The sequence below is a fragment of the Pandoraea terrae genome (assembly GCF_902459695.1).
Lineage (GTDB): Bacteria > Pseudomonadota > Gammaproteobacteria > Burkholderiales > Burkholderiaceae > Pandoraea > Pandoraea terrae.
This window is the reverse complement of record NZ_CABPRZ010000015.1, coordinates 59,847-83,699: the sequence shown is the minus strand read 5'-3', so window position 1 is coordinate 83,699 and position 23,853 is coordinate 59,847. Positions and strand designations below refer to the sequence as shown.

At 58.1% G+C, this 23,853-nt stretch carries 21 protein-coding genes and 1 pseudogene; 9 read left to right on the top strand and 13 right to left on the bottom strand.

Features of this window, described 5'->3' with window-relative positions; genetic code table 11:
* Positions 1 to 67: 67 nt before the first annotated feature.
* Both PTE30175_RS17520 and PTE30175_RS17515 read right to left on the bottom strand, forming a co-directional pair.
* Complete coding sequence (locus PTE30175_RS17520; RefSeq protein WP_150698351.1) at positions 68 to 1,273, bottom strand: hypothetical protein; 1,206 nt, start codon at positions 1,271 to 1,273, stop codon at positions 68 to 70.
* A 13-nt stretch (positions 1,274 to 1,286) separates the two neighbouring features.
* Positions 1,287 to 1,661, bottom strand: a complete 375-nt coding sequence (locus PTE30175_RS17515; protein WP_150698350.1) for a hypothetical protein — start codon at positions 1,659 to 1,661, stop codon at positions 1,287 to 1,289.
* A 588-nt stretch (positions 1,662 to 2,249) separates the two neighbouring features.
* Between PTE30175_RS17515 and PTE30175_RS17510 the strand changes: the two genes are divergently transcribed.
* Positions 2,250 to 2,768 carry a lipocalin-like domain-containing protein gene (locus tag PTE30175_RS17510; RefSeq protein ID WP_150698349.1) on the top strand — a complete coding sequence of 173 codons (519 nt, stop codon included), beginning with the start codon at positions 2,250 to 2,252 and terminating at the stop codon, positions 2,766 to 2,768.
* A gap of 388 nt (positions 2,769 to 3,156) precedes the next feature.
* Here the strand turns inward: PTE30175_RS17510 and phbB are convergent, their stop codons facing one another.
* The 3 genes from phbB to PTE30175_RS17495 all read right to left on the bottom strand — a co-directional run bounded on the left by phbB (position 3,157) and on the right by PTE30175_RS17495 (position 5,003).
* The gene (phbB, locus tag PTE30175_RS17505) at positions 3,157 to 3,900 is read right to left on the bottom strand and encodes an acetoacetyl-CoA reductase (RefSeq protein WP_150698348.1); all 744 of its coding nucleotides are present in this window, start codon (positions 3,898 to 3,900) and stop codon (positions 3,157 to 3,159) included.
* A 63-nt stretch (positions 3,901 to 3,963) separates the two neighbouring features.
* Positions 3,964 to 4,350: a hypothetical protein gene (locus PTE30175_RS17500; protein ID WP_150698347.1), complete on the bottom strand. Its 387-nt coding sequence runs from the start codon at positions 4,348 to 4,350 to the stop codon at positions 3,964 to 3,966.
* Positions 4,351 to 4,502: 152 nt separating this feature from the next.
* Positions 4,503 to 5,003, bottom strand: coding sequence for a phasin family protein (locus tag PTE30175_RS17495; RefSeq protein ID WP_150698346.1), 501 nt, complete (start codon positions 5,001 to 5,003; stop codon positions 4,503 to 4,505).
* Positions 5,004 to 5,989: 986 nt separating this feature from the next.
* Here PTE30175_RS17495 and PTE30175_RS17485 point away from each other — a divergent pair.
* The 4 genes from PTE30175_RS17485 (at position 5,990) to PTE30175_RS17465 (ending at position 10,731) form a co-directional block, all read left to right on the top strand.
* Positions 5,990 to 6,778 carry an ABC-three component system protein gene (locus tag PTE30175_RS17485; RefSeq protein WP_150698344.1) on the top strand — a complete coding sequence of 263 codons (789 nt, stop codon included), beginning with the start codon at positions 5,990 to 5,992 and terminating at the stop codon, positions 6,776 to 6,778.
* Complete coding sequence (locus PTE30175_RS29250) at positions 6,775 to 6,996, top strand: ABC-three component system middle component 7 (RefSeq protein WP_150698343.1); 222 nt, start codon at positions 6,775 to 6,777, stop codon at positions 6,994 to 6,996. The genes PTE30175_RS17485 and PTE30175_RS29250 overlap by 4 nt, the downstream gene beginning before the upstream one ends.
* Positions 6,986 to 8,608 carry a DUF2326 domain-containing protein gene (locus PTE30175_RS17475; protein WP_150698342.1) on the top strand — a complete coding sequence of 541 codons (1,623 nt, stop codon included), beginning with the start codon at positions 6,986 to 6,988 and terminating at the stop codon, positions 8,606 to 8,608. Before PTE30175_RS29250 ends, PTE30175_RS17475 begins: the two co-directional genes overlap by 11 nt.
* A 713-nt stretch (positions 8,609 to 9,321) precedes the next feature.
* Entirely contained in the window at positions 9,322 to 10,731 is a 1,410-nt protein-coding gene (locus tag PTE30175_RS17465; protein WP_150698340.1) for a DUF2130 domain-containing protein, read from the top strand.
* Positions 10,732 to 11,105: 374 nt separating this feature from the next.
* On the opposite strand, the gene PTE30175_RS17460 is transcribed toward PTE30175_RS17465, so the two are convergent.
* Both PTE30175_RS17460 and PTE30175_RS17455 read right to left on the bottom strand, forming a co-directional pair.
* Positions 11,106 to 12,596, bottom strand: coding sequence for an AAA family ATPase (locus tag PTE30175_RS17460; RefSeq protein ID WP_150698339.1), 1,491 nt, complete (start codon positions 12,594 to 12,596; stop codon positions 11,106 to 11,108).
* 485 nt (positions 12,597 to 13,081) lie between these two features.
* Positions 13,082 to 13,411, bottom strand: a complete 330-nt coding sequence (locus PTE30175_RS17455; protein ID WP_150698338.1) for a hypothetical protein — start codon at positions 13,409 to 13,411, stop codon at positions 13,082 to 13,084.
* A gap of 1,381 nt (positions 13,412 to 14,792) precedes the next feature.
* Here PTE30175_RS17455 and PTE30175_RS28265 point away from each other — a divergent pair.
* The 4 genes and pseudogenes from PTE30175_RS28265 (at position 14,793) to istB (ending at position 17,527) form a co-directional block, all read left to right on the top strand.
* Positions 14,793 to 15,086 carry a hypothetical protein gene (locus tag PTE30175_RS28265; RefSeq protein ID WP_191629115.1) on the top strand — a complete coding sequence of 98 codons (294 nt, stop codon included), beginning with the start codon at positions 14,793 to 14,795 and terminating at the stop codon, positions 15,084 to 15,086.
* A gap of 35 nt (positions 15,087 to 15,121) precedes the next feature.
* Positions 15,122 to 15,524, top strand: a pseudogene (locus PTE30175_RS17450) (DDE-type integrase/transposase/recombinase); the annotation flags it as partial.
* Positions 15,525 to 15,543: 19 nt separating this feature from the next.
* On the top strand, positions 15,544 to 16,761 hold the full coding sequence (istA, locus tag PTE30175_RS17445) for an IS21 family transposase (RefSeq protein WP_224788831.1): 1,218 nt from the start codon (positions 15,544 to 15,546) through the stop codon (positions 16,759 to 16,761).
* Complete coding sequence (gene istB, locus PTE30175_RS17440; protein ID WP_150698337.1) at positions 16,754 to 17,527, top strand: IS21-like element helper ATPase IstB; 774 nt, start codon at positions 16,754 to 16,756, stop codon at positions 17,525 to 17,527. The genes istA and istB overlap by 8 nt, the downstream gene beginning before the upstream one ends.
* A gap of 319 nt (positions 17,528 to 17,846) precedes the next feature.
* Here the strand turns inward: istB and PTE30175_RS17435 are convergent, their stop codons facing one another.
* The 6 genes from PTE30175_RS17435 to PTE30175_RS17410 form a co-directional block, all read right to left on the bottom strand.
* Entirely contained in the window at positions 17,847 to 18,590 is a 744-nt protein-coding gene (locus PTE30175_RS17435) for an amino acid ABC transporter ATP-binding protein (RefSeq protein ID WP_150698336.1), read from the bottom strand.
* Between the two features lie 14 nt (positions 18,591 to 18,604).
* Positions 18,605 to 19,744, bottom strand: coding sequence for an amino acid ABC transporter permease (locus PTE30175_RS17430; RefSeq protein WP_150698335.1), 1,140 nt, complete (start codon positions 19,742 to 19,744; stop codon positions 18,605 to 18,607).
* Positions 19,745 to 19,757: 13 nt separating this feature from the next.
* Positions 19,758 to 20,633, bottom strand: a complete 876-nt coding sequence (locus tag PTE30175_RS17425) for an ABC transporter substrate-binding protein (protein ID WP_224788830.1) — start codon at positions 20,631 to 20,633, stop codon at positions 19,758 to 19,760.
* A gap of 157 nt (positions 20,634 to 20,790) precedes the next feature.
* Complete coding sequence (locus PTE30175_RS17420; protein WP_150698334.1) at positions 20,791 to 21,858, bottom strand: TauD/TfdA family dioxygenase; 1,068 nt, start codon at positions 21,856 to 21,858, stop codon at positions 20,791 to 20,793.
* 166 nt (positions 21,859 to 22,024) lie between these two features.
* A complete protein-coding gene (locus PTE30175_RS17415) occupies positions 22,025 to 22,402 on the bottom strand; it encodes an FAD-dependent oxidoreductase (RefSeq protein ID WP_224788829.1) in 378 nt (125 codons plus the stop codon).
* A 500-nt stretch (positions 22,403 to 22,902) separates the two neighbouring features.
* A complete protein-coding gene (locus tag PTE30175_RS17410) occupies positions 22,903 to 23,574 on the bottom strand; it encodes a GntR family transcriptional regulator (protein ID WP_150698333.1) in 672 nt (223 codons plus the stop codon).
* Between the last annotated feature and the right edge of the window lie 279 nt (positions 23,575 to 23,853).

Sequence of the window (23,853 nt, the reverse complement as noted above, 5' to 3'; positions counted from 1 at the left end):
ACGCCACCGCAAGCTTCGCGGGAACATTCCGTCATGGAGCAATCCACCACGCACGCTGCCCGCTACCTCACTTCGCCGCAAGATAGCTCTTCGCGAGCGCGATCTCGGGCAGCGGCGTGTCGGCGTCGCGCGTCAGTTCGAGCAGCTTCGCGTAGTTCGCGCGCGCCTTGTCGCGCTCGCCGGCCGCAGCAGCCGCGGCCGCCGCCCCGACGTAGCCGCGTAGGCGGTTTGGCTCGCGTTCCTGCGAGTGCTCGAACTCATTCAGCGCGGCAGCTGGCTGCTTCAACTCGAGCAGCATCTCGCCAAGAAGCTCGCGTGCGGGAACCAAACGGCCGGGCGTCACGATGTGCTTCTCGTTGCGGTCCTCGAGGTCGGCGGCGGTGCGCATGAGACGTACGGCCTCTTCGGGCTGGCCCCTTGCCTTGGCGATCCAGGCGGCAGCGGCCATGCTTTGCACCTCGACCTCGGTGGCCCAGTAGTTGTTCTTGGCCTCGACCAACGCCTTGTGCTGCGCCTCGAGCGTCTGCGCATCCTGATCCGCCGCGGTCACATCGCCCTTGCGCGCCGCACCGAGTGCGCGCGCGAAGGTCGTGATCGCCTCGACAAATGCGAACGAAAAGCCCTGCTGAGGCAGCTGCGAGGCCGCGGCCCAGTCACCGCGCTCGAGAGCCAGCCGCGCGGGCATCGCCGCCGCAGTGTATGGGGCGCCGAATGTTGCTGTCGTCGGGCTCGCGAAATGGGTGATTTCGTCGAGCACCTTGCGTGCCTCCTTGACGCGCCCGAGCTGAAGGTATGCGTAGACCATGTAGTCGGCAGCGTGGTAGGCGTCGAAAGTGTCGCCGTTCATCTTGGCGACGTCGGCCGAACGGCGGTTGGTCGACGCCGATTCCTGCCACGCACCGACGCGGGTGAAGATGTGCGAGGGCATGTGCAGCGCGTGCGGCGCGTCTGGCGCGATGCCTGCGTATTTGCGCGCTGCCGGCAGTCCCAGCTGCGCGATCGGAGGCGCGTCGTAGCAGTGTATCAAGTAGTGCGCGACGCCTGGGTGTTCGGGGTACTTGACGAAATCCTTCTCTAGCACCGCCGCCGCCTTGAGGTAGGCAGCATAGGTCTGGTCCGCCTGCGACTGTGTGCTGGCCAGGTATAGCGCGGCGAAGATCTGCGCCTCGTCGTCGTCAGGGTACTTGGCGGCCAGCGCCTCGAAGGCCCGAGCGCGCGCAGCCTGGCGCGCGCGCTCGGGGCGGTTCGCGAAGTCGGCGTAGTAGGCGGCCACCGCCTCAATGTAGTCACGCTCGCGCTGCGTTTTGGTGCCGACGTCGGCCCAAGTTGATCGCCGCCTGCGCGCTCTCCGCAGCCTTGGGCGATGCGCCCTGCCCGGCCAGCGGGTTGTTCATAAGGATCGCCGCGATGCCGAAGGTAGCCACGCCGCACGACGGGTCGTCCTCGAGTACGTGGCGGAAGGCCTTCTCGCCGGCCGAGAACCAGAACGAATGCAGCATAGCGAACGCCCGCTGCAGTTCACTTTGCACCTTTGAGTCGCATGAATTGGCGAAGCTGACCGTGCCGAGGTGGCCAGTGTGCTCCTCGACGTCGTGCGCGCCGGCAGGCACGGCCAACGCGAAGGACAAGGAGGCGGCAGCCACCAGAGTCGTGAGTCGCATGGTTTCCTCCTGCGGGCACGGTGTCGGTGCATCGCATCAGCGATCGACTGCTCTACTCACGCTGCACCAGGTGGAACTGTAGCACTATCGCTCGACGGGCAATGAGTGGCCCACGCTGTCCGAGTCAGTCCGATCAGTTCTGGGAGCCAGTTTGGCAACAATATCAGCAGTCAAGTGGGCCGGCAAGCGGTGACCTGAAAGGCAATCGTCCGACCATTTGGCGGTCGCACGGGACCAACTGCTCATAGCCGGGAGCCGCGGTTCCGAATGTTCGCCGAAAGCGGGCAATGGACGGGGGGCGCATTTCGGTGAATGGCTGCTTTGCGGCGCCCGCGCCCACCGGCAGCCAACTCCCGCCATTCGCGGCCGTCCGCTGTCGGGACTCAGCAGCAACAATCGCTAGCTGTACATCAAATCGTAGATTCCGTGCTGAAAAACGAGCCTAGCCACGCTGCGCATGGCGCGCTATTCTTCCCAGGATACCTAGCAAGTGGTTCACTGCCGCAAGCGCCTCTCGTGCGGTGCGCGCCAAACCCGTGGACAGGCGCCAGCAGGGGAATATCGATCATGCCCTCAAGGAGGAATATCATGAGCCGAACCAGCACGCTGACCTGCGCTACCTTGGCGTCGTTGTTGTTTGGAGTGACGGTACCCTGGGGCGACGCGGTCGCCCAGCAACAGACGCTGAAAGAACAACTCGTCGGAACCTGGGCCTATGTGTCGGTCGATACCGTGCGCCAGGATGGCAGCCGGGTGCCAATGTTCGGCCCCAATCCGCAGGGGCTCGCGAGCTTCGATGGCAGTGGGCATTATGTATTGATGACCTCGCGCGCTGGCCTGGCGAAATTCGCGTCCCCCAACCGGATGGAGGGCACGCCGGAGGAGAACAAGGCCGTCGTGCAGGGATCGATCGCTCACTTCGGCACATACACTGTCAACGAGGCGGACAAGACCATCACCTTCCACATCGTAGCCAGTACGTTCCCCAACTGGACCGGGGTCCAGCAGAAGCGACCGTTCACCATCACCGGGGATGAACTAAAGTGGACGACGCCGGCCGGTTCCAGCGGTGGCACGGCCGAAGTGGTCTTGAAGCGAGCCAGGTAAGCGCCGCGCATCGCGTGACGCTGCGGACTGGCTCTGAGGGCTTAGTTCTGAGCTTTGGGCTTCGGGCTGCAGTCCGCGCCACAGGCTCCGGCACGGCGACGTCGGGTGCTGCCGATCTGCCGATGCCCGAACTCGATCAGCGCCTCAGGCGTCGACCTCGTCGAAGTGGTCGCGGCGCCCCCCTCGAACGTCGGCTTGTGGTCATCGTATCCGGCCTCTTGAGCTTCCGCTCCGGGTCGCTATGCAAAGCTTTACATAGCGACCCTAAGCGGCCAGTCAATCTTCTTCGAAGCGCCCATTCGACGTAGAGCCAACCGGACCTGCGCGGCTTTTTGCTCAGGTCCGGTTGAGCGCCGGGTTGGGTGCAATTTCACAACACAATGCATGCTCACTGCATATGCTGGCCCCCATTGATCGCGATGTTTGCCCCAGTGATGAACGCGGCTTCCTCGGAGCAGAGATAGGCGACCAGTCCCGCAACCTCTTCCGGCTTGCCCAGCCGACCCATCGGAATCTGTGGGAGGATCTTCGACTCCAGCACCTCCTGCGGTACCGCCGTGACCATCTTGGTGGCGAGGTAGCCGGGCGAGATGGTATTGACGGTCACGCCTTTTCTGGCCACTTCAAGGGCCAGGGCCTTGGTAAAACCGTGCATGCCGGCCTTGGCGGCCGCGTAATTGGTTTGCCCAAAAGCGCCCTTCGAACCGTTGACCGAAGACACGTTGATGATCCGGCCCCAGTTGCGCTCGACCATGCCGTCGCAGACCGGCTTGGTCATGTTGAATACCGAGTCGAGATTGGTGCGCAGCACCGCATCCCAGTCCACCTTGTTCAATTTTTTGAAGGTCATGTCGCGCGTGATGCCGGCGTTGTTCACCAACATATCGATCGGGCCGATTTCCTCCTGAATCGTTGCCACCACGCGTTGACAAGCATCATAATCGGCCACGTCGACGCCGTAGGCGGTGAATTTGCGGTCCTGCAGTTCCATCGCCGCCAGCCACTCGGCAACGTGTGCGTTGGACGGCGAATGGGTCACCACCACCGCGTAGCCCGCGTCGTAAAGCCTGGTGCTAATCGCTTCGCCCAACCCGCCCATGGCGCCCGTGATTAACGCAATCCGCTTGGTCATGACACTCTCCTCTCGGTGGAATACTTGTTGTTCAGGTCTTCCATGCATGCCCGCTGATCTGTTTCAGCGCATTTCATTCGACGACTGCGTCAAGGCGGCGTCATGCGCTACGTTGAGCAGGTCCCAGCGCCAGTGCACCCCGCCCCGGTCAAATTCGCCCACCGCCGCTGGGCCGTCAACCGCCAGCCCAGCCACCATGGCGTCGACCAGATCTGTGGCGTATTGAATCGCGGCCATCATGGCTGCATAGGGGTTCGGTATGGGGACTCGCCCCTTGGTGCGAAAGAGTTCCAATGCGCGCAGTGAATGGTCGGACCCAACAGCCCGGGCCACCATCGCCAGTGGCACATACTGCCGGTCGCCGGCGGGAACCTTGGTCCCTCCGCGACCCACCAGCTCGGCTTGAGCCAGAATCACGCAACCTTTGTAGCTGACAGATACTGAAGTCATGATGACCTCCGCGGGAGCAATGCTCGCCCCCCAATGAGTTCAAGATGTTGGATCTGTTTGAGAAGGCATGGGGCCCCACCGGGCGATGGGCCGCCCGGGGTAGCGTGCAATCGTGCCGTTGGTGACGCAGCGGGAACCCGCTGCACCGTAGTTCAGGCGCCGCGCGATTTAGCGGCCGGAGGCGTCTTGGTCTCTTGGGGCTGCAGCAAGTTGAGTGTTGCCTTGGCGAGGTCGAACATGTGCTGCGTGGCGGCGCTCAGGGGCTGATAAGCTAATCCTGTGGGCGTACCGTCGGCCACCGGCTCCAGCGCCTTGGAGAAGCTCGCCTGCCAACCTTGCATGGCCTTCCTGAAGTCGTCCAGGATCGCCTGCTGGTTGCTCTGTGTCTCGGTGAGAAAGTTTTGCCAGAAGTTGCCTGATTGCGCCATCTGTTTTTGCGCCAGTTCTATCTGGAGCGGCGCAAGGGATGCCAAGTCTTTCGCGCCGGCAAGCGCTGCGAAGGTCTGTTGTATCGATGCCGCACCCTGGTGCGCCTCTTTCAAGGCGAGCGCGCGTGTGCGATTCATATTCTCCAACCACAGATTGCTGAGGCTGACGCCGAGATTCAAATTGGCTTGCTGAACGTCGCGCAGGGCATTGACGTCAAATGGCATCGTTTCGTCTCCCTAATTTATATATCACTATAGCGATTGAATTTCCCTCGTTATTGCTGTCACTGCGTATCTTCAGGGGACGAGCAAGTCGTCTACTACCCGCTGTCCAGCACTATACCCTGACATGAGCGCTTCGGCATCTGTCGCGAAAGGACGATGGCTGTCCGCCATGAGGCGTATCGGCGCAACCATGGGGCGAGTGGCGCCCGCGGCTCTAATATCCACGACAGCTACAAAGCCCCGAGGGGGCGACACAGTGATACGCCCAGCAGCCTCCCACACTGGTTCAAGTTCGACGGTGACCTCAAAGCCTTTGTAGGTGTAGATCCTTTTCATCAAAAGACCTCATTGCCGGCCTCATCGATCCAGAAGCCATTGTATGACCCAAAAGGAAGAAGTGCACGCGTTTCGTCTGGCGCCGATTATCCGCCCGGGTGACCCGTGGGCAAAAACCATTTCACGCAAGAGCACTACGATGGCGCCCTGTAGTTAGCGAGTTCGGAGTGACTGCGCCACGATGGAATCCTCTCGCGCAGTGAGGGGCACCATGCTCGTCCGATCCCGGCGACTCCAGACTCTGCGAGCGTAAATGTCTCCTTATGGCCGGAAGTTCGTGTTCACACAAACTGCCGGAAAACTGACGTTGATGGTCCCAACGTCCGTTCTGTCGAACGTTCATTGAACTGGTGCTATCGGCCAACATCTGCCGGTCGACACCAGAAGCCAAATCGTCGACAATTTGCCTTCGCGATCTGAAAAAAGCGGCCCGGAGGAGAGATGCCTCAGATCATCTACTTTTGATGCTGCAAGAGCACTTCTCCATTGCGCCCGCGTTGTGCATTCGTAACCACCCAGGCCATGCATCACTGGTATATTCTGGTACTAGGCTACCCGTCTCACCATGCCTACAAGAACGAGATCCAGAACGCATATCGCAGCGTACTTGCATCGATAATCAGCGACGACCATAGCTGTCAAAGGCTGCAATGACGACCTCGAAGAAAAGCGCAAAAAAAACTTCCAATCCGCGGCCACACATTGGGAATGCATTTGAAGTATCCCTCTGCACCGAGGTGAATCAAGTCTGCCCGAATTGCAGCAGCGCATTATTCATTTCAAAAGGCGGGAAGCGATGGCGCAATTATGAGATCGCACACATTTATCCTCTCAATCCAACAGCCGACGAGATCGAGTTACTTAAGGCTGAAAAGAGGCTTTCAAGCGATGCGAATCACGAGGACAATCTCATACCGCTTTGCTTTCCTTGTCACAACATCTACGATAATCCAAAAACTATCGCGGGCTATCGAGATCTAGTCAAGAAGAAAGAAGATATTATCAAGCAGCGGGCGCAGCAAAACGTTTTTTCACAATATCATCTTGAGACAGAGATATCTGAAATTATCGAATCGTTGTGTAAAGAAGATGCTCAATTCGAAGAGTCTTCGCTGAATGAAGCAAAGCGTGTTGACGAAAAACTAGACGGCACAATTACGCCGTTTGCAAAACGCAAAATAAAAAACAATGTCACTTGGTTTTATCTATTTATTCGAGAGCGATTCGCGGATCTTGAGCGGTCGGAGCCGGGGAAGGCGGTCTTGATTTCGCATCAGGTGAAAACATTTTATTTGAAACAAAAAATGCTCACCACAAATCAGCAGGAGATATTCGAGAACACGGTAAAATGGATTAACTCGAAATACTCAAGCGCATCGGAAACTGCCGCGGAAGTAATTGCTGCGTTCTACGTCCAGAACTGCGAGCTCTTCGAATGATCACTCCCAGCAAATTCATTTCTTTTGAGCAGTCGATACTTTCTCGACTCCCAGTCATGCGCGTCGATGCAAAAACGATAAGCATTCGGGATCTGTATGCATTGACGGCGGATCATTTTTCCGCCATCGACGAATTTCTGTACGCTCTGGACGTACTTTATATTCTCGACAAAATTAACATTGATTTTGAATCGGAATCTGTCGAATATGTTAATTGAAATTCGATCACCACAACTTCGAGCAGGAAATATTTCGTTCCACGCCGGCCTGAACGTGGTTCTCGGCGATAAAAATGCGACGAATTCGATTGGAAAATCGACTGCATTAATGATAATCGATTTTGTTTTTGGAGGCGATACATTTCTAGAAACGAATTCCGATGCCATCACAGCTTTGGGGCATCATTTTTATGAATTCAGTTTTTTATTCGACGGAGCCGTCACGCGGTTTCGCCGAGACACCCAGAATCCAACCATCGTTTTTAAATGCGCCGATGATTATCAACCAGTGCAAGAGCTCAACCTGCGTTCTTACACGAGCTGGCTAAAAGAGAAATATTTAACCAAAGGACACGACATCTCCTTTCGAGCGATGGTTGGGCTTTTTTCTCGAATTTGGCCCAAGTCGAACGTCACAAATGTACGTCACCCGTTACACGCAGTGGCTAATCAAGCGGCTAGCGACTGCATTTCAACCATAATAAAGATATTTGATCGATATAATGAAATCGATTCCGCTAGCGCTGCGGTAACCGGCAAAGACTCTGAAAAAAAGGCACTCAACACGGCCTTCAAATATTCCATCGTAGAGCGAATCTCAAAAACGCAGTACTCGAAGAACGTTGTCGATCTCAGCGTGATTCAAAAAGAGGTCGACGTCATAAAAAATGATATCGCGAAATTTTCTCTTAATATCCGCGAGGTTGTCGATAGGGACTTGCTGGACTTAAAAAGCCAGAAAGATGAACTCCTCGCGAAAAAGTTGCCTCTGCAAGCAAATTTGCAGCGGACTCAGCGTAATCTGAAAGAGAACAAGTTCATAAAAAGTGCGCAATTCGAATCTCTTCGTGATTTTTTTCCGTCCGTTAATGCCGAACGCATAGCGGGAATCGAGCTGTTCCACAGTTCTCTAGCCTCTGTCCTCAAGAAGGAACTTCAGGAAAACCAGAGAAGCTTGTTCGCTCAACTGGAAACTATCGATACTGCGATTTCTGAGATCGATACGCGGATTTCAGAACGTCTGAAAAACTACGACAACCCCGTCGCATTAATTGAGCGAGTCTCGTCACTATCCCAGAAGTGGAACAAGCTAAGACGAGAAAACGAGTACTATACGAAACGTGGGGATCTTGATCGAGAACTTTCTGATTTGATGGTTGAGTTGTCGAATATCAAGACATCGGTATTGAATGACATCCAGGCGCTGATAAACGAGGAAATTGCGAAGATTGTCAAGAGAATTTACGGTGAGGAGTCGAAGGCTCCGCACCTGACGCTGCACGAGACCAACTATTCTTACCAAGTTACCGATGATACGGGAACGGGGAAAGCGTACTCGAACTTGGTCGTCTTTGATTTGGCAATTTTTGAACTTTCCGATCTGCCCATTCTGATTCACGACTCCCCATTATTCAAAAATGTCGAGAATACTACGGTCGCGAAATTCATTTCGGAATATGAACGCTTTGCGAAACAGTCCTTTATCTCGCTCGATGAAATTGATAAATACGGTACTGCTGCCGCCGCCCGACTCAGCGCGTTGAGTGTTCTGAAATTGGACTACACTAACGTTCTCTATAACAAGGTCTGGCGTCGTCAAGAGGCGAACTGAATTCTGAATTCAAAAATCACCTCACGCCGCACTCGAAACGCTCTAGACTGATTTCCGCACTACGAAGATTGAAGTCGAGCAACCATGAGTTTGGCCCCTTAGGCCGACTTATTGATCGCCATCCGAATGTCCCTTATCGAGAGCGTTGTATGCCCCTTATGGGTCGGGAGCACGCATTCGCGGACAGTGAGACCCGACATTCGCGGCCATCGGCGTGCGAACGGCAGGAAAGCGACCTGTAGCCGCCTCACCGACGTCGTCACCTCAACGGCCGCTTCGGCCGAATTGCCCCGTTGGGCATTCGGCAGGTTACGGAGCGGACCAGTCGCTCGAATGACGGCTCTGTGAGAAATGCGTCCGGCAGCGGTTGGCCGGAAGATCGCGTTCACACAATCTACCGGAAAGCTGACGTTGAGGATTCCAATGTCCGTTCTGTCGAACGTTCATCGAATCGGTGCTGTCGGTCAAGACGAGACATCCAGCCCGCGGCCCCGAAAGTCTGGTTTAATAGCGGCTCCTGCCGGTCGAATACGGTCGCCGAATGACCGCTGCTATCACGCGCCGACGTTCGCGGCCTGCAACAACGTCGAGGCTGCTGCAGGTATCAGTCTCGCGAAGAATCAACTCGCGTACCGAACGGAAACACTGAAGGCCGAGGGAGCGGTGCCAGAGATGCTCATGCAAATCTTGGCCAAGGCGGAGGGTAAGTAGTCGTGCATGAAATCATCTGCCCGCACTGCGGGAAGGCATTTAAGATCGACGAGGCCGGGTACGCGGACATCCTGAAGCAGGTTCGCGATAGCGAGTTCGAGAAGCAGTTGCACGAGCGGCTTGAGCTGGCTGAGCAGGACAAGCGGAACGCCGTCGAACTCGCCCAAACTAAGGTCGCCAGCGAATTGCAGAAGACTGCCGCAGCTAAGGACGCCGAGATTCAGGAACTGAAGTCCAGGCTCGAGGCCGGTGAGGTCGCGCGGAAGCTCGCCGTGACCGAGGCCCTAAGCGCCGTGGAAAAAGAGCGTGACGCGCTCGCGAACGAACTTGAGCGGGCGAAGCATGACAAGCAATCCGCTTCCGAGCTATCCGAGGCGAGGCTCGTGAACGAACTGCAGGGGGCCACCGCCACGAAGGACGCGGAGATCCAGGGCCTGAAGGCCAAGCTCGACGCCATCGAGGTCGCGCAGAAGCTTGCGATCACCCAGGCAGTCAGTGCGGTCGAGAAGGAGCGCGACGAACTGAGGAGCGGCCTTGAGCGAGCGGAGCTTGAGAAGCAGCTCGCAGAGAAGTCGCTCAAAGACAAGTACGAGACGCAGATCAAGGATCGCGATGACGCGATCGATCGCCTCCGGGACATGAAGGCTCGCCTATCGACCAAAATGGTTGGCGAAACTCTCGAGCAGCACTGCGAGACCGAGTTCAACCGCATTCGAGCGACGGCGTTTCCGAGGGCATATTTCGAGAAGGACAACGACACGCGGACTGGCAGCAAGGGCGACTACATCTTTCGCGACTCGGATGAGGCCGGCACTGAGATCGTCTCGATCATGTTTGAAATGAAGAACGAGAGCGATCGCACCGCGACGAAGAACAAGAACGAGGACTTCCTGAAGGAACTCGACAAGGATCGCACCGAAAAGGGGTGCGAGTATGCGGTGCTAGTCTCCCTGCTCGAACCGGACAGTGAGCTATACAACACCGGGATCGTCGACGTGTTCCACCGCTACCCGAAGATGTACATCGTCCGACCGCAGTTCTTTCTTCCAATCATCACGCTTCTGCGGAATGCGGCGATGAACTCGCTCAAGTACAAGTCGGAGCTGGCACTCGTTAAGGCGCAGAACATAGACATCACGAACTTCGAAACCGACCTCGAGACGTTCAAGACAGCATTCGCGAAGAACTACGACCTCGCCTCTAGGCGCTTCCAAACGGCGATCGATGAGATCGACAAGTCGATCGATCACCTGCAGAAGACGAAGGAGGCCCTGCTCGGCACCGATCGGAACCTTCGTCTTGCGAACGACAAGGCGCAGGACGTGACGATCAAGAAGCTGACTCGGGGCAACCCGACGATGGCGGCCAAGTTCGCCGAGCTCAAGAATCATGATCCTTCCGATGTTGGATGAGTCAGGTCATCCATGCCCGAGGCTCGTCTTGAACGCGCAGATCGGCATAGTGAGGGCCGGCAGTTCCCGCTGCAAAGCGGTCTTTCGTACAGCGATACGGAACTGCCGCTCAGGGTCGACAGTACGCATCCGCCGGCAGTGACACCGGACATTCGGGGCTACGGAGCCCCGAATGTCCGGGAAACAACCTGGAGACGCCTCACCGACGTCCATACCCGACTGTCAGCAATGGCCGATGATTTGTCGTTGGCGTTGAAAGTGTAAGTGATCGGTGCACTCAAAAAGGTTGTTGCTGCGTTCGTGCGTGTTCGAGTGGCCAGGGACGTGATCGGAAGCAGCCGCATTTCACGCCGCGCCTTCATCCAGCGCGAAGCTCAATCGTGGACCGTCTCCGTAGTAAGTACGGACCTCGCGGCGGCTGCGACATCGGCGGGTCGGATCTCGGCGACGTTCTCGCGAATCGCCCGGGTGGCCGCACGGTTCACGGCTTCAGCGATCACGGCGTCCGCGTCCGCGATTGTGCGTCCGGAGAGCTCGGCCATGCACTGGCGGATCGTCCCAGGCTTCAGCCCATAGCGTTCCTTGGCGAATTGCCATAATGCCGTGCTGATGTAGCGCTCCAGGTCCGCACGCTCCGGCACGTCAAACCGGACCTTTTCGCTAAACCGTCCACCGCGCAGGGCCGCAGGATCCATACGGTCTTGATGATTCGTGGCCGCAATGAAAATGACATCCCGAATGCGCCCGCTGGCGCCGTCAAGCGTGGCGAGGATCTTGTTGGTCAACATCGCGACATTCGAGTAGCGCCGGTCTGCGAGGATATCGTCCGCCTCGTCAACGAACACGATCGCCGGCCGGATGTCGCTAGCTTCCCGCACGAGGCGTTCCCAGGAATCCGGCCGCGCGATGAGGTCGGCGCCAGTAGTCTTGAGGAACGCATAGCCGGACGCTTTCGCGAGCGCCATTGCGGCCTGCGTCTTGCCGGTCCCGGGCGGTCCGTAAAAGAGCAGGCCTCGCGGCAGGCTGCCGCCGAGCTTCTCGATGCGGTGGACCTCCCGCATCCGGTACGCCAAGTCGCGCAGCACGTTGCGGGAAGTGGCCGGCATGAGGATGTCGTCCACCGCCTTGACGTTTTCCGGCAGCCGGCCGCGGCGCCCCTGAAGCAGACGCATCGCGCGCATTGCGATGTCGAAGGTGACCAGACCGCTGAACTCACCCTCGCGACGCATCTCACGCAACTGGCCCCCCAGCGCGCTCAGCCGTGCCGCGCTGAATCCGTCCCAGCGACCAGCCAGCGCTTCGGCGGTGGCACGCGCGACCGTTTTAGGACCCAACTGTCTGCAGATGGAGTGACCAATCAGGTTCACGCGGGCTTCCAGGTCGGGCGGGGGAACTTCAATCTTGAAGTCAAAGCGACCTTCACGGATGCCTGCAGTATCGAGCTGTTCGATGAAGTTGGTCGCCGCTACCAGGATCACCTTTGATCCGCGCAGATTGACGATCTCCGTGAGCATCGTGTTGACGACGTCCCGGTCCATCGAGTGTGTGTGGGCGCTGCCATCGCGCGGTTTGAGGAACGAGTCGATCTCGTCGATCAAGAGCACGCAGGCGCCGATCCGGCGTGCCGTGTTGAAGACGGCCTTGATTTTCTCCGGGGTCTCGTTGATCCACTTGGATGCCGTGTCGCCAAAGGCGATTGGCAGGAATGGTACCTCGAGCTCGCCGGCGAGGGCCTCTGCAAAGAGCGTCTTGCCGTTACCCGGCTCGCCGAAGAGGAGGATGCCGTTGCGCGGCTCGCCAACCCCGTCGTCGCCCGCGAGAATGTCGTGCGCGGCGCGTAGCAGTCGCCGCTTGGTGTCGGCCATCCCGACCAAGTGCTTGAACGTTCGCCGGGGCTGCCGGACGCTGTTGCTAAAGTCGTGCGCTGACGGCGTGCGGGGAGCCGACCTTGGTGGCCGTTCAGTGGCTACGGGCCGTCTCGGGACGGCCGTGCGGATGGCCGGCTCCTGTGAATCTGCCGGGACAACGGGAGCGGCAAGGCCAGCCGGAGCAGCGGGCGTTACAGTGACGGCGGGAGCCGGCGGCGCCGGCTCAACTGGGTGGGCCGGCGCCGTACGCTCAACGACAGTAGGCGCGGAGCGCGTGATCTTCGCGTCGAGCGCAACCCAGACACGGCCCCCGTCGACGATGAGTTGCTCCCGCGCGCGACGCGAACGATAGCGCTTCTGAATGGCAAAAATATTCATGTGTTCCTCGCAAGCAAGATGCGGATGGGGCGACGTGTGTCGCGATTGACTGCTGGTTTCCAGTCTCGCGCGCGCCATCGCCAACACAAACCGGGGTCGTGCAGTCAGGTCATGCGACGCGTCCAGACCGGGATGCCCCAGCGGCGGCGAACAGAGCCGCGCGTCTCGCGACGCCGATATCGCGGCGCGTGCACTGGCACGTGACACTCCACGCGCCGGCGACGATAAAGTCGTTTCATGCGTTCGCGAAGCTCTTTACGGGCATCGCGGCGCTTCCATGCCAAAGGGCGGGCTATCCGGTCGCACAGTCGACGCAGGAAATGCTCGATCGCCTCACCGGGAACCTCGGTCGGGATCAGAACCTTCGCACGCCCATCGGAGATTGCGACGACCTCCCGGTTGTTGGCAGCGAAGATGAAGCGACGGATTTTCATTGGAAGTCCTCCAGTCCATTAGTCCGGGTGCCGAAATGCCCTGGCGCCCCGATAGGTTCATTTGCGGCGCTGTCTGATCCAGCGGGCGAGCAGAATTAGCGGCTGGACACAATCAAGAAAGAAGTCGAGGCACTCGTGCACGAAAACCTTCCAAAGCCGGAAGCGGTTCATTTTTTGTTTCTCCGTCGGAAGAAAGAGGGTGGATCGGCCGCGATCGGACGACGAATCAGGTGTCATGCAATGTGGCGGGTACCCTATAGCCGTGGCCGGCAATTGCGACGCGGGACTGCGTCGTGGATGCTATCGACACGTATGCGGACGACACCCAACCCGTTCCATCGCCGCGTCTTTCATCGCGCCGACAAGACCAGACTCTCACGGAATCCTCTGAATGCAAGCCGACTTCCAAGGCGTCGGCTTCCACACCTGTGCAGATGGAGGGGAATCGAGGCGGACACTGCTGATCAAGGGCGCCTGCCAGGTTGGCTACATATTTGACTCGCCGTTTCAAGCTGACCGCGGAGAATCTAGAAATGTGTTCGCCGGCATCCGCGACACACCCAACGGTCGACGCGTAGACGCCAATTCCTGAGGACCACCGTGCTGAGATGTTCGCAGGTTCGCCCGCATTCCTGTGCGGGTTACGGAGCCTTTCGACCTGCAACAAACGGATTGACGGCTCGTGCGCGCGGAAGGGCGTCACGGATTTTTAAGAGGAGCTGGACCTCGCGTCGTTGGTCAGCGGGGAGCCCGGCGCATCGCCTCGGTAATCGCAGGTGACATGCAGGAGGACTGAGCGGTCACGACGCGTGATGTCGTCGGGAAACCCCTTGCGCTTCGATCCGCACGCGTGTTAATCTCAGCCACAGCCGTTCGATCGGCATTATTGTTCAACACGCGTTAGGTTTCCGTGTGCAGATTGTAGACGCTCGCGTCGTCAAGTCTGCGCGGATTTCCAATCGCGCGCCCTCAGAAAGTCTCTCCCTGCTTTGTGTGCCGTCGGCGCGAAGCGGCGGCAATTGCTCTCAATTTTCAGCCGTTGGCATTGGCTTAAGGCCACGCTCGTGCGTCCACTCTGCGTCGAGCGCATGAACTCCGTCTAGCAGTGGTGCCCGATGCCGGCCCTGGCTGGCGTTTGATTTTCCGCATTTGCATCACAACGGGCACGTAGCCTGCCCCCTGCCCGCGTCTCGAGGTGGCGAAGCGCGGATTCTGCAGCGGCCGTTAGGGTCGCGTGCGGAAGGTCGCTACGGGTTAAATCGTATTCCTAATCGTGTGAAGGCTTGCGGTTGGATGGACCACGTCGGTCGCCCTTGGGGCGACCGACCCGCCGTCGATTCAATGCGGGCGGACCAATAAGGAGAACGCAACGGAAAAGAAGATGGATGGTACAGTCGATCCGCGCGTCCTTTTGCAATCGTCGCCTCCGCCGCCGGAGGGGCGCTCCGCGTGGGAACAGCTGCGCGAGCGGCTCGACAAGGTGACCCCGGCTGACGTCGAGGAGTGTGTTGCACTCTTCCAGATGCTCGAACACGCACAGCGGAGTTCGGGCCTCAAAAAGTGGGCCTCGCTGCAGGGGTATTTCGGTGCGATTCCGCGTTGCGTGCGGGCGGTTGGAGGGAAGCCCGTCCGCGAAATGCGGATTTCCGCAATCCTCGAGCGTCTCGAGCGATAACGGGGGGTAGAACTTGGGGGGGGGGCCACCATTGGGGGCAGGTCATACGGGCCCGGCGAGTATTCGGTGATCTTCGCGAAGCCGGCGAGACCTGCGGCCAGCATCGCGTCGAAAGAATCATGCAGGCCAACAAAATCCAGGCTATTCGAGGCTACAAGGCACCACGGCGTCTTGCGGGACGCCCTTCGATCATCGCCCCCGAACCGGCTGAACCGACAGTTCACCGTCGACTCTCCCGATCAAGCTTGGGTGACCGATATTACCTAACTGCGCACTTGGCAGGGCTGGCTTTATCTAGCCGTAGTCATTGACCTGCATTCGCGCAAAGTTGTCGGTTGGTCCATGAAGCCCACGCTGGCACGCGAGCTGGTTCTGGATGCATTGTTGATGGCGCTTTGGCGACTCAAGCCATCAAAGTCTGTGATTGTGCATTCAGACGTAAGCGCCCGGTGAAGGCATGGAAGGTCGATACCAGCAAGGCCAGCTGCGTACGCTGCAGCGGCATGTTCAGGCGTGGCGAGTTCGTCATGGCCCAGAGCAAGAAGTCGTGTTTCCACAGGAGCACATCCCCGGCCGCATGGCTCAGTCCGACTTCACCTCGATGAACAGCCTCGGGGTAACGATCGCGGGCACCCTGTTCCCGCACCTCGTCTATCATTTAGTGCTGACATACTCGAACGTCGAGGCCGTGCGCGTCTGCTTCTCCGAAAGTTTCGAGGCGCTGGCCGAAGGCCTGGAAGCGTGCCTGTGGCAGATCGGCGGAGTCCCGGAGCTCCATCGTACCGACAATCTGACTGCAGCCGTACGTGACCTCGATCGCGACGGTATGCACGAGTTCACGCAAAACTATCGCACCTTGCTCGCCCACTATGGGATGCAGCCATCGGCAAACACAGCGGGATGCGCCAATCAAAACGGCGATGTCGAACAATCGCATTTCCGGTTCAAGCAGGCTGTCGACCAGGCGCTACGCGTTCGTGGCATGCGAGACTTCGGATCGCGTAGCGACTACGAGCACTTCCTGGGTGAGCTTGTTCGGCAACGTAACCTCACTCGCATGCAACGTTTCGAAGCAGACCGGGCAGCGCTCAAACCAGTGCCCGGGGCACCGCTGGACTTCCCGCGCGAGCTCACGGTCCGTGTGTCCCGTTTCAGTCTGATCCGGGTGCTCAACAACCACTACTCGGTTCCGTCGAGGTTGATCGGGGCGACGCCGAAAGTGCGTATCCGGTCGGAGATCCTGGACCTTTACCACGGACCGGTACACGTGCTTACTTTGCCGCGCCTGACTGGCCGCAATCAGCGTCGCATCGACTATCGACATCTCATCTGGTCGCTGGTTAGAAAACCCGGGGCGTTTGCTGCCTACTGCTATCGGGACGAATTGTTTCCGACAACCACGTTTCGCCGCGCCTACGACGCACTGCTCGCGGCAACTCCAACTAAGGCCGACCGGGAATACCTTCGCATTCTGCATTTGGCCGCGAGCACATCAGAGGCCGAAATTGAGCAAGTAATCGGCCGCCTGATGGATGACGAGCGCATACCAACGCTGGAAGCCGTACGCGAGTCCGTCGCGAGCCCTGCGCCGACAGCCGTTCCGAAGATTGGCAAGGCCACCATCAACTTACGCGATTACGACGCTTTGATTCCCTCAAGGAGCAGCCATGCATAACGCACGTGAAGAACTGCTGGCGTCGCTTCGCGCGCTCAATCTCGGTGCCATGGCGGCAGCCGTGGAAGACACGGCATTGCGAGCAGCCAAGGAAGGGTTGACCCACGAGGCGTTCCTGCTCGAGCTTGCCCGCATCGAACGCGCCGCAAAGACAGCTCGCCGAATCGAGCGGCTCTTGAGGCAATCCGAACTGCTTCCAGACAAGGCCTTCCGGACTCTCAACCTGGACCGGTTCGATCCGGCGACTCGCATGCAAATCGAGCGCTTACGCAGCGGAGGTTTCCTCAAAGATGCGATCAATGTAGTGGCCGTCGGTCGGCCTGGCGCAGGGAAAAGCCACCTTGCAAGCGCTCTGGGTCACGCTCTCGTCGAGCAGGGCTACCCAGTTCTGTTCACTCCGACGGGTGCCTTGGTGCAGCGGTTGCTTGCGGCAAAGCGCGATCTCCCGTTGCCGCAGGAGTTGGCAAAACTGGATCGCTTCGAGTGCTTGATCCTTGACGATATCGGCTACATCCAGCACGACCGCGACGAAATGGAGGTGTTGTTCACCTTGCTCGCCGAGCGCTACGAGCGCAAGAGCATCGTCATTACGACAAACCTCGTGTTCTCGGAATGGGAACGCATTTTTAAGGATCCGATGACCACGCTTGCGGCAATCGATCGCGTCGTGCACCACAGCGTCGTCCTCGACTTGATGGGCGTCGAGAGCTATCGGGCAAAAGCCGCCGGCGCGAAGCCGACGGCGTCAGCCGCAGTAGCGGCATAGGGCGGCAATTTTAATTGTCGCCAGCGGCGGTTCTAGTTGACGCCAGACACTGGACCATTGCCTTCAACTGTGCCGGCGGCATCTGAGCAGCGCCCCGGGGGCTGACCTCGGGAAAGCTTTGCCACTCTTCCGGGGTGCAGGGCTACCCGATCGCATCCATAACGAGTTTGGCGGTATTCTACGCTGCGCGGCAGGCCGCTATTGATCACCTTGTCGAATTTCCTGATGCCGAGCGAACTGAAATAGCGACCCGCTGCGTCGTCCTCTTCCAATCAAGATGATCTTGTTGAGAGACTGCCAACCGTACGATGGTTCATGGCTAGATACGCTTTGCCTGTCGAATGCTACGTAGAAATGCGCGAGTTCGTTCTCGCTGGGGGTCACCGAAGATTTGCTCCGGCGGCCCTTCCTCGCAGACTGCGCCGTCGCACAGAAAGCATACCTTGGACGATACTTCGCGCGCAAAGCCCATCTCGTGCGTCGCCAACAACATGGTCATGCCATCGTCCGCCAGGTCCCGCACGATGTTCAGTACCTCGGACACCAGCTCCGGGTCCAGTGCGGAGGTGATCTCGTCCAGAAGTAAAACCATGGGGTCCATCGCCAGCGCACGGACGATAGCTACGCGCTGTTGTTGACCGCCCGACATGCGGTCGGGATACTCCTTCGCCTTATGAGCCAGACTAAAGCGTCTGAGCAGCGCCATGGCCCGCTCCTCGGCTTCGTCCCTGGACTGCTTCAGAACCTGGATTGGCGCCAGCGTCACATTTTCCAGCACGGTCATGTGCGGGAACAAGTTGTAGCCCTGGAACACGATACCGATGTCCCGACGCAATGAGTTGACATCGACGCCGGGGCCTGTGATCCGGTCACCATGGACAAGTATTTCACCGGAATCAATGGACTCCAAGCCGTTAATGCAACGCAGCAGTGTCGATTTTCCGGAACCCGATGGCCCGATGAGACACACCACCTGATGCTCTTCCACCGACAACGCCAAGCCATTGATGACCGACAACTCGCCATATGACTTGGCGATGTCACGAATTTCGATAAATGACATAGACATTCGCTCCTTTAGGCACTGCCTGCGCGCATGCGGGCTCGATCGCGTTGCGCCATCCGCTCCACAAAGCGGACCTGCGGGATCGAAATGACGATGAACAGAATGGCCACAGTGGTGGCAGCCGAGAGGTTGTAGTGATTCGACGCGATCACCATGGATTGATTGAAAGCGTCGATCACCCCTACGACGTTCACCAGCGCAGTGTCCTTCTGCAAGGCGATAAATGCATTGAGCAATGGCGGGATGATTTGCCGGATGCCCTGAGGCAGGACAACAAAACGCAGGGTCTGCGCGTGGGAGAGACCCAGTGAGCGAGCTGCCGCAGTTTGACTCCAGTGGATGCTTTGAATGCCGGCGCGATAAATCTCCGCCACGTAGGCGCCAACGGTAAGTGTCAACGCAATGACGACATAGGTCGTCAATGACAGGTCTTTGAGGATTGGCACACCGGTCAGCGGGAGGCCGAATCCGACCAGATAGATCACCAGGACCGCCGGCACGGAACGAAAGATATCGACGTATGTCGTCGCGATAAAGCGCAGGGGCCTCCCCGCCTGCCCCGGTGCAAACATCGCCAATGCCACAATCAATCCCCAGATCAGAACAAAAATCTCGGCAACAACGAAAATCTGCACATTGACCCAGAATGCGTCGAGCACCAAGGGGAACGTGTTGATAATCAAGGGCACGAAGAAAAAAGTCTTCGCGACCGCTAGATTGTTTGCCAGAAGGAACTGGAGCGCCAGAACAACGAGGAGTTGAGCCAGCGTATAGCCGAGGGTTATCCAGCTCTGAACGCATGCCTCCGATCGCGCCACGCGTGCCGCGACGATATCCATACGCACAGTTGCGCGACGAACTTCTCGGTATGGATTGAAAGCGCGGAACAGTGGCAGAGCAACGATGATCGACGCCAACGCCAGAAACACAGACCCTGTGGACACCCACCAGCCATCAATATTGCTGCCGCGAAGACCTTCCCGCAATGCTCTGATCGTGTACCAACTGCCGGCAATTGCGATGACCACCCCTAGCAGTGCGGAAAAGAACAGCACCGTGGGCGCGGACGGAATGCCGCCGATGCTCAGTCGCCGCTCCCGCCCCGGCGCGCCAACAATGGCGCCGGGGACCTTATGAATTGGATTGCTCATGGACGCAATGCTCTCACGGTGTGAAAATCGGCAGCTTGGTGGGGTCCGCTCCGAGACTCGGGGCCAAGTATTTGCTGGCTAACCTGTCGAACGTTCCGTCCTTCTTCATCTCCGCAATGAGCTTGTTGAACTCTGCGATGTTCGGAGAGTCCTTGTTGACAACCCCTCCCCACCTCTCGCTGGTGTCATAGCGCCCGACAACCTGGAACAATCCATTGGACTGCTTTGCAATTACCAACACATTGGGTGTGTCGTAGAGCACGGCGTCCACCTGACCGGCTGCCAAGGCTGCGTACATGGCGGCGGTATCGGTATAGACCTTGGGATGCTCGGTTGGCTTCACGTTGTCCATGATGTATTGGAGTATTGTGGTGCCTTGCTTTACGCCCAAGCGCATTTTCTTGATGCTGTCTTTATCTACCTTGGTGCCCGATTTGACGAGAATGCCTTGGTCAGAGCTGAAGTAGGGTTCGGTGAAGTTCACGACCTTTTTGCGCTCGTCGGTGATTGTGATTTCGCTCAGCGCGATGTCGAACCCCTTTGCCTGCCCCGCGATGACCTGCGCAAAGGAACGATTGACGACGATCACGCGATCGAGTCCTGCACGGTAAGCCATGTTGGCCGCCATGCAGTACTCGAAACCATCCCTGATCGTATCTGGCGAGTCGCCATTCCACCATCCCGGCGAAGGCAATACCGGCCGAACAGACAGAGCCCCTGGAACCACCGTCTCGAGCTTGACAGATCCTCGCGAGCCGGTGACCTCACATTTGCCGTAATCCGGGGCCGCCGATGCACCGACCGAGAAGCCGCCAAGCAAGAGCGGGATGAGCAGCAAGCACATGCGGGGCATTTGACGACCTGCGCGTTTCTTTTCGTGCTGTTTCACTGGGTGTCTCCTTGTATCTTCGTTTTGCATCAAACTTCGTCGGAAAGCCGGTACTTGAGGCGGACTGCCGAGGTGGCTTGCCGAACCGGTCGCCCGCCTCGTCTTGCCTCATTCGGAACGGCTGATGGATCTCATTTCACGATCTGTACATCCTCCTTTATGCGAAGGGGGCCATAGCCGGCTGCGCGATGCCGCCATGCGGCTTGCCCGAGCCGACATCCCCCCAAAGCACGGCATGGTCCTCCGGGAGGACCCGGGAATTGGGCATCGAGAGCCATAGACGCATGAGCATCCGGTCTTGCCCTGTTTGCACGTCGTCCTTGAAGGCCGTGCGACCGTGGTAAACAATGTGATTGTTCAGCAGTTGAATGTCCCCAGGCGCGAAGCGCATCTCGAAGCATTCCTCTTCGGCCACATCCATCAACATTCGTATCGCCTCATGCTCGGCTTCGGCCAACCTCCGCACGCCCGGCAGCATCTGCCCGTTTTCGATGTAGGTGAGCGAGAAGTGACTCGTAAGCTTGCCATCGCGCACCCCAAAAATCGGCAAATCGTACACAATGTGCTCGCCGCCCGCTTCTTCGCCGAACCGGCTGCGTGGGATCGGTTTGCACAACAAGGCGTGCAGATCCGGGCGACGCTTGAGAATCTCGTTGTAGACGGTGACGCTACTCGCCAGCTTGCTGACACCGCCTTCAGAGGCCTGGCGCACGCATAGCAGCCCCACAACGTCGCAACGATCCGTGTGGAAACGCAATTGCCCCGGCGAAAGCGTACGGGCACCCGAGGAGAGAAACTGCTTGCCCGAGTCATCGACAGTCGCGCCGTAAAGCTTGGCGCCGACGCCCATACCCTCATCCTTGATTTCGCGCATGACTTCGCCGCGACAGTTCTGGAACATAGGCGTGCCGAGGTGAGCGCCGAGACCGTACCAGATACGACGAAGTTGTTCCTGGCCATAACGACTCACATCCAGTCCGCGCATTTTGACCATACCGGAGCCGTTCTCCAGCTCTTCACGTACGTCGTCAAAGAATGCGCCAACATCGGGCAGCGGGAAGTTCTGACGATTGACCTTACGCCAGTCTAGATCCCTGGTCGTATGGAGCGCTGTATCGATCTGCTCCAGTACGACAGCGGGAAACTCTTTGACCCATCGATCGTTTTGACCCATCTCAACACCTCGCCAAGCGCTGGCGCCTTGCAGACAATTCGACTCAGACATATAGCTCTCCAGAAAGATATGATCAGATGCGCGCCGGTAGTTGTATATACATGCAAAGACAATAAATCTATCTTTCGAAAACTGGCAACCAGGTGTTGCGTGGATTAAGGGAAAGTCCTACCTCGGAAAACAACATGATGAGGTGTGCCACATAGCAATGCGGGGCTCAGGTGATGCCCTGCTCCAGATATGCCTTGTTGTCGATGACGCGCTGATAACTCATGTTCGACAAGTCCAGCGTCTGATACTTGCCGTGGTGGATGAGCTCGGTCATCGCACGCCCGACGGCCGGCGCATAGCCGTCAACGGACACCTCGTCTTCCCAGTTCTTGAAGAACTCGATGCTGTACTGCGACATCTGGATGTTCTCCGGGCGCGAAAACAGTCGCCGAAATCCGCCAGACGAGCGCGGCGTGGACGCCAGGCTGTAGGTCGGGTCGGGCTCGATCACCACAACCTTCGCCGCATTGCGCGCGCGCAGCGAATACAGCGCAATGCTCGATCCGATCAAGCCCCCACCTACAACAACCAAGTCTGCTTTCATGACGGAACTCCCTACCAAAACCATCGCATCGGGATGGGAGCACGACACCTTCGCCCCCTTGACAACAGGCAAGCCCGGCCTGATGACCGGGCGCGTGGCTGAGCGTCTGCGGCCGGTGCATCAGCCTCTCAATTCGCCAATTTCGCGATTTGGCCGGACTGAAGCGTCAGAAATGCATCTGCGTGATCCTTTGCACTGATCACGCCCATATTGCACATGTCGACCGACGGGCGGCGGCTTGACGCCCACAGGTGAACTATACGCGATCAAAAAACATTACGTATATTATTTATTATTTTCGTATACGATTTAGTCGATGGAAATACAGACGAAGCTGGCGCACATTTGGGAAGCACGGGTGGATCCCCCGCAATATGAAAGGAGTCGAGGAATGCCGATCGTGAAAGTTGAACTCTCCTCCGGCCGCACTCACGCGCATAATGCCGAGTACGTCGCAGATCTGACGAGGCGCGACGTCCGGAACTGAGGGGCGATGTTGATCAGGCGGGAGGGTTTCCGCTTGCGCGAAAATAGGCCATCACCTCACGCTGGGTTTGCTCGAGATGCTTGCGCAACAGACGAACAGCGGTCTTCGTGTCGCCCGCAACGCAGGCTTGATGAATCGCCAGATGTTCGTCGGCTGAGCGTTGGTGTTCTGCATCCATTGACACGTGCAGGCGAAGGAAGCGCCCCATGCGTTCCTGAGCCGCCTGCGCGGTGGCCACCAGCTTGGGGCGATTCGCGGGAGAGTACAGGCACTGGTGAAACGCCAGATTCAGATCGCTCCAAGCCTGTGGTGTATCCGCCTTCGCGTAACGCTCAAGCAATTGCTCTGCCAGCGCCAAATCGCTAGGCGCCATGTTCGGCACGGCAAGCTCAAGGGCACGACACTCGAGGGCGATTCGCATGTCCAGCATCTCGACGCAGTCGCTCACGGTCAGAGGAGAAACGATGGCGCCAACATTACGCTTGAGCGAAACCCATCCTTCGGACTGCAACCGCATCAACGCCTCTCGCACTGGAATTTTACTCACGCCGAGTTGCGCGGCGATGTCGTCCTGGCGAATAGGGGAACCCTCAGACAGTTGTCCGGACAAGATCTGCTTGCGAATCTCTTCGTAAGCGCGCTCTGCGGTGGAGAGTGATTTGTTCTCAGTAGGCGTAACGAACATTCTTTCAGTTCAGTGCAGCAATGGAGACAGCCGGCGCATACGCCTGGGTCAGCCGATTGGCGTGCGCCTTGGACGACACGTCTTGGCCAAAAGGGGTTATGGCAATATTATACTATTTCAAGTCTTGGTATACCATATGAAAACATCAGGAATATTGACCCGCCACAACGCCTAGCGCATGCGCTGGACGCTCTTAAGCGTTTGACCGTCAATGAATTCAGCAGCGCTGGTGGACGTCAGCAGCGTCAAGCATACTGCGACTGACGGACCACTCTCGCG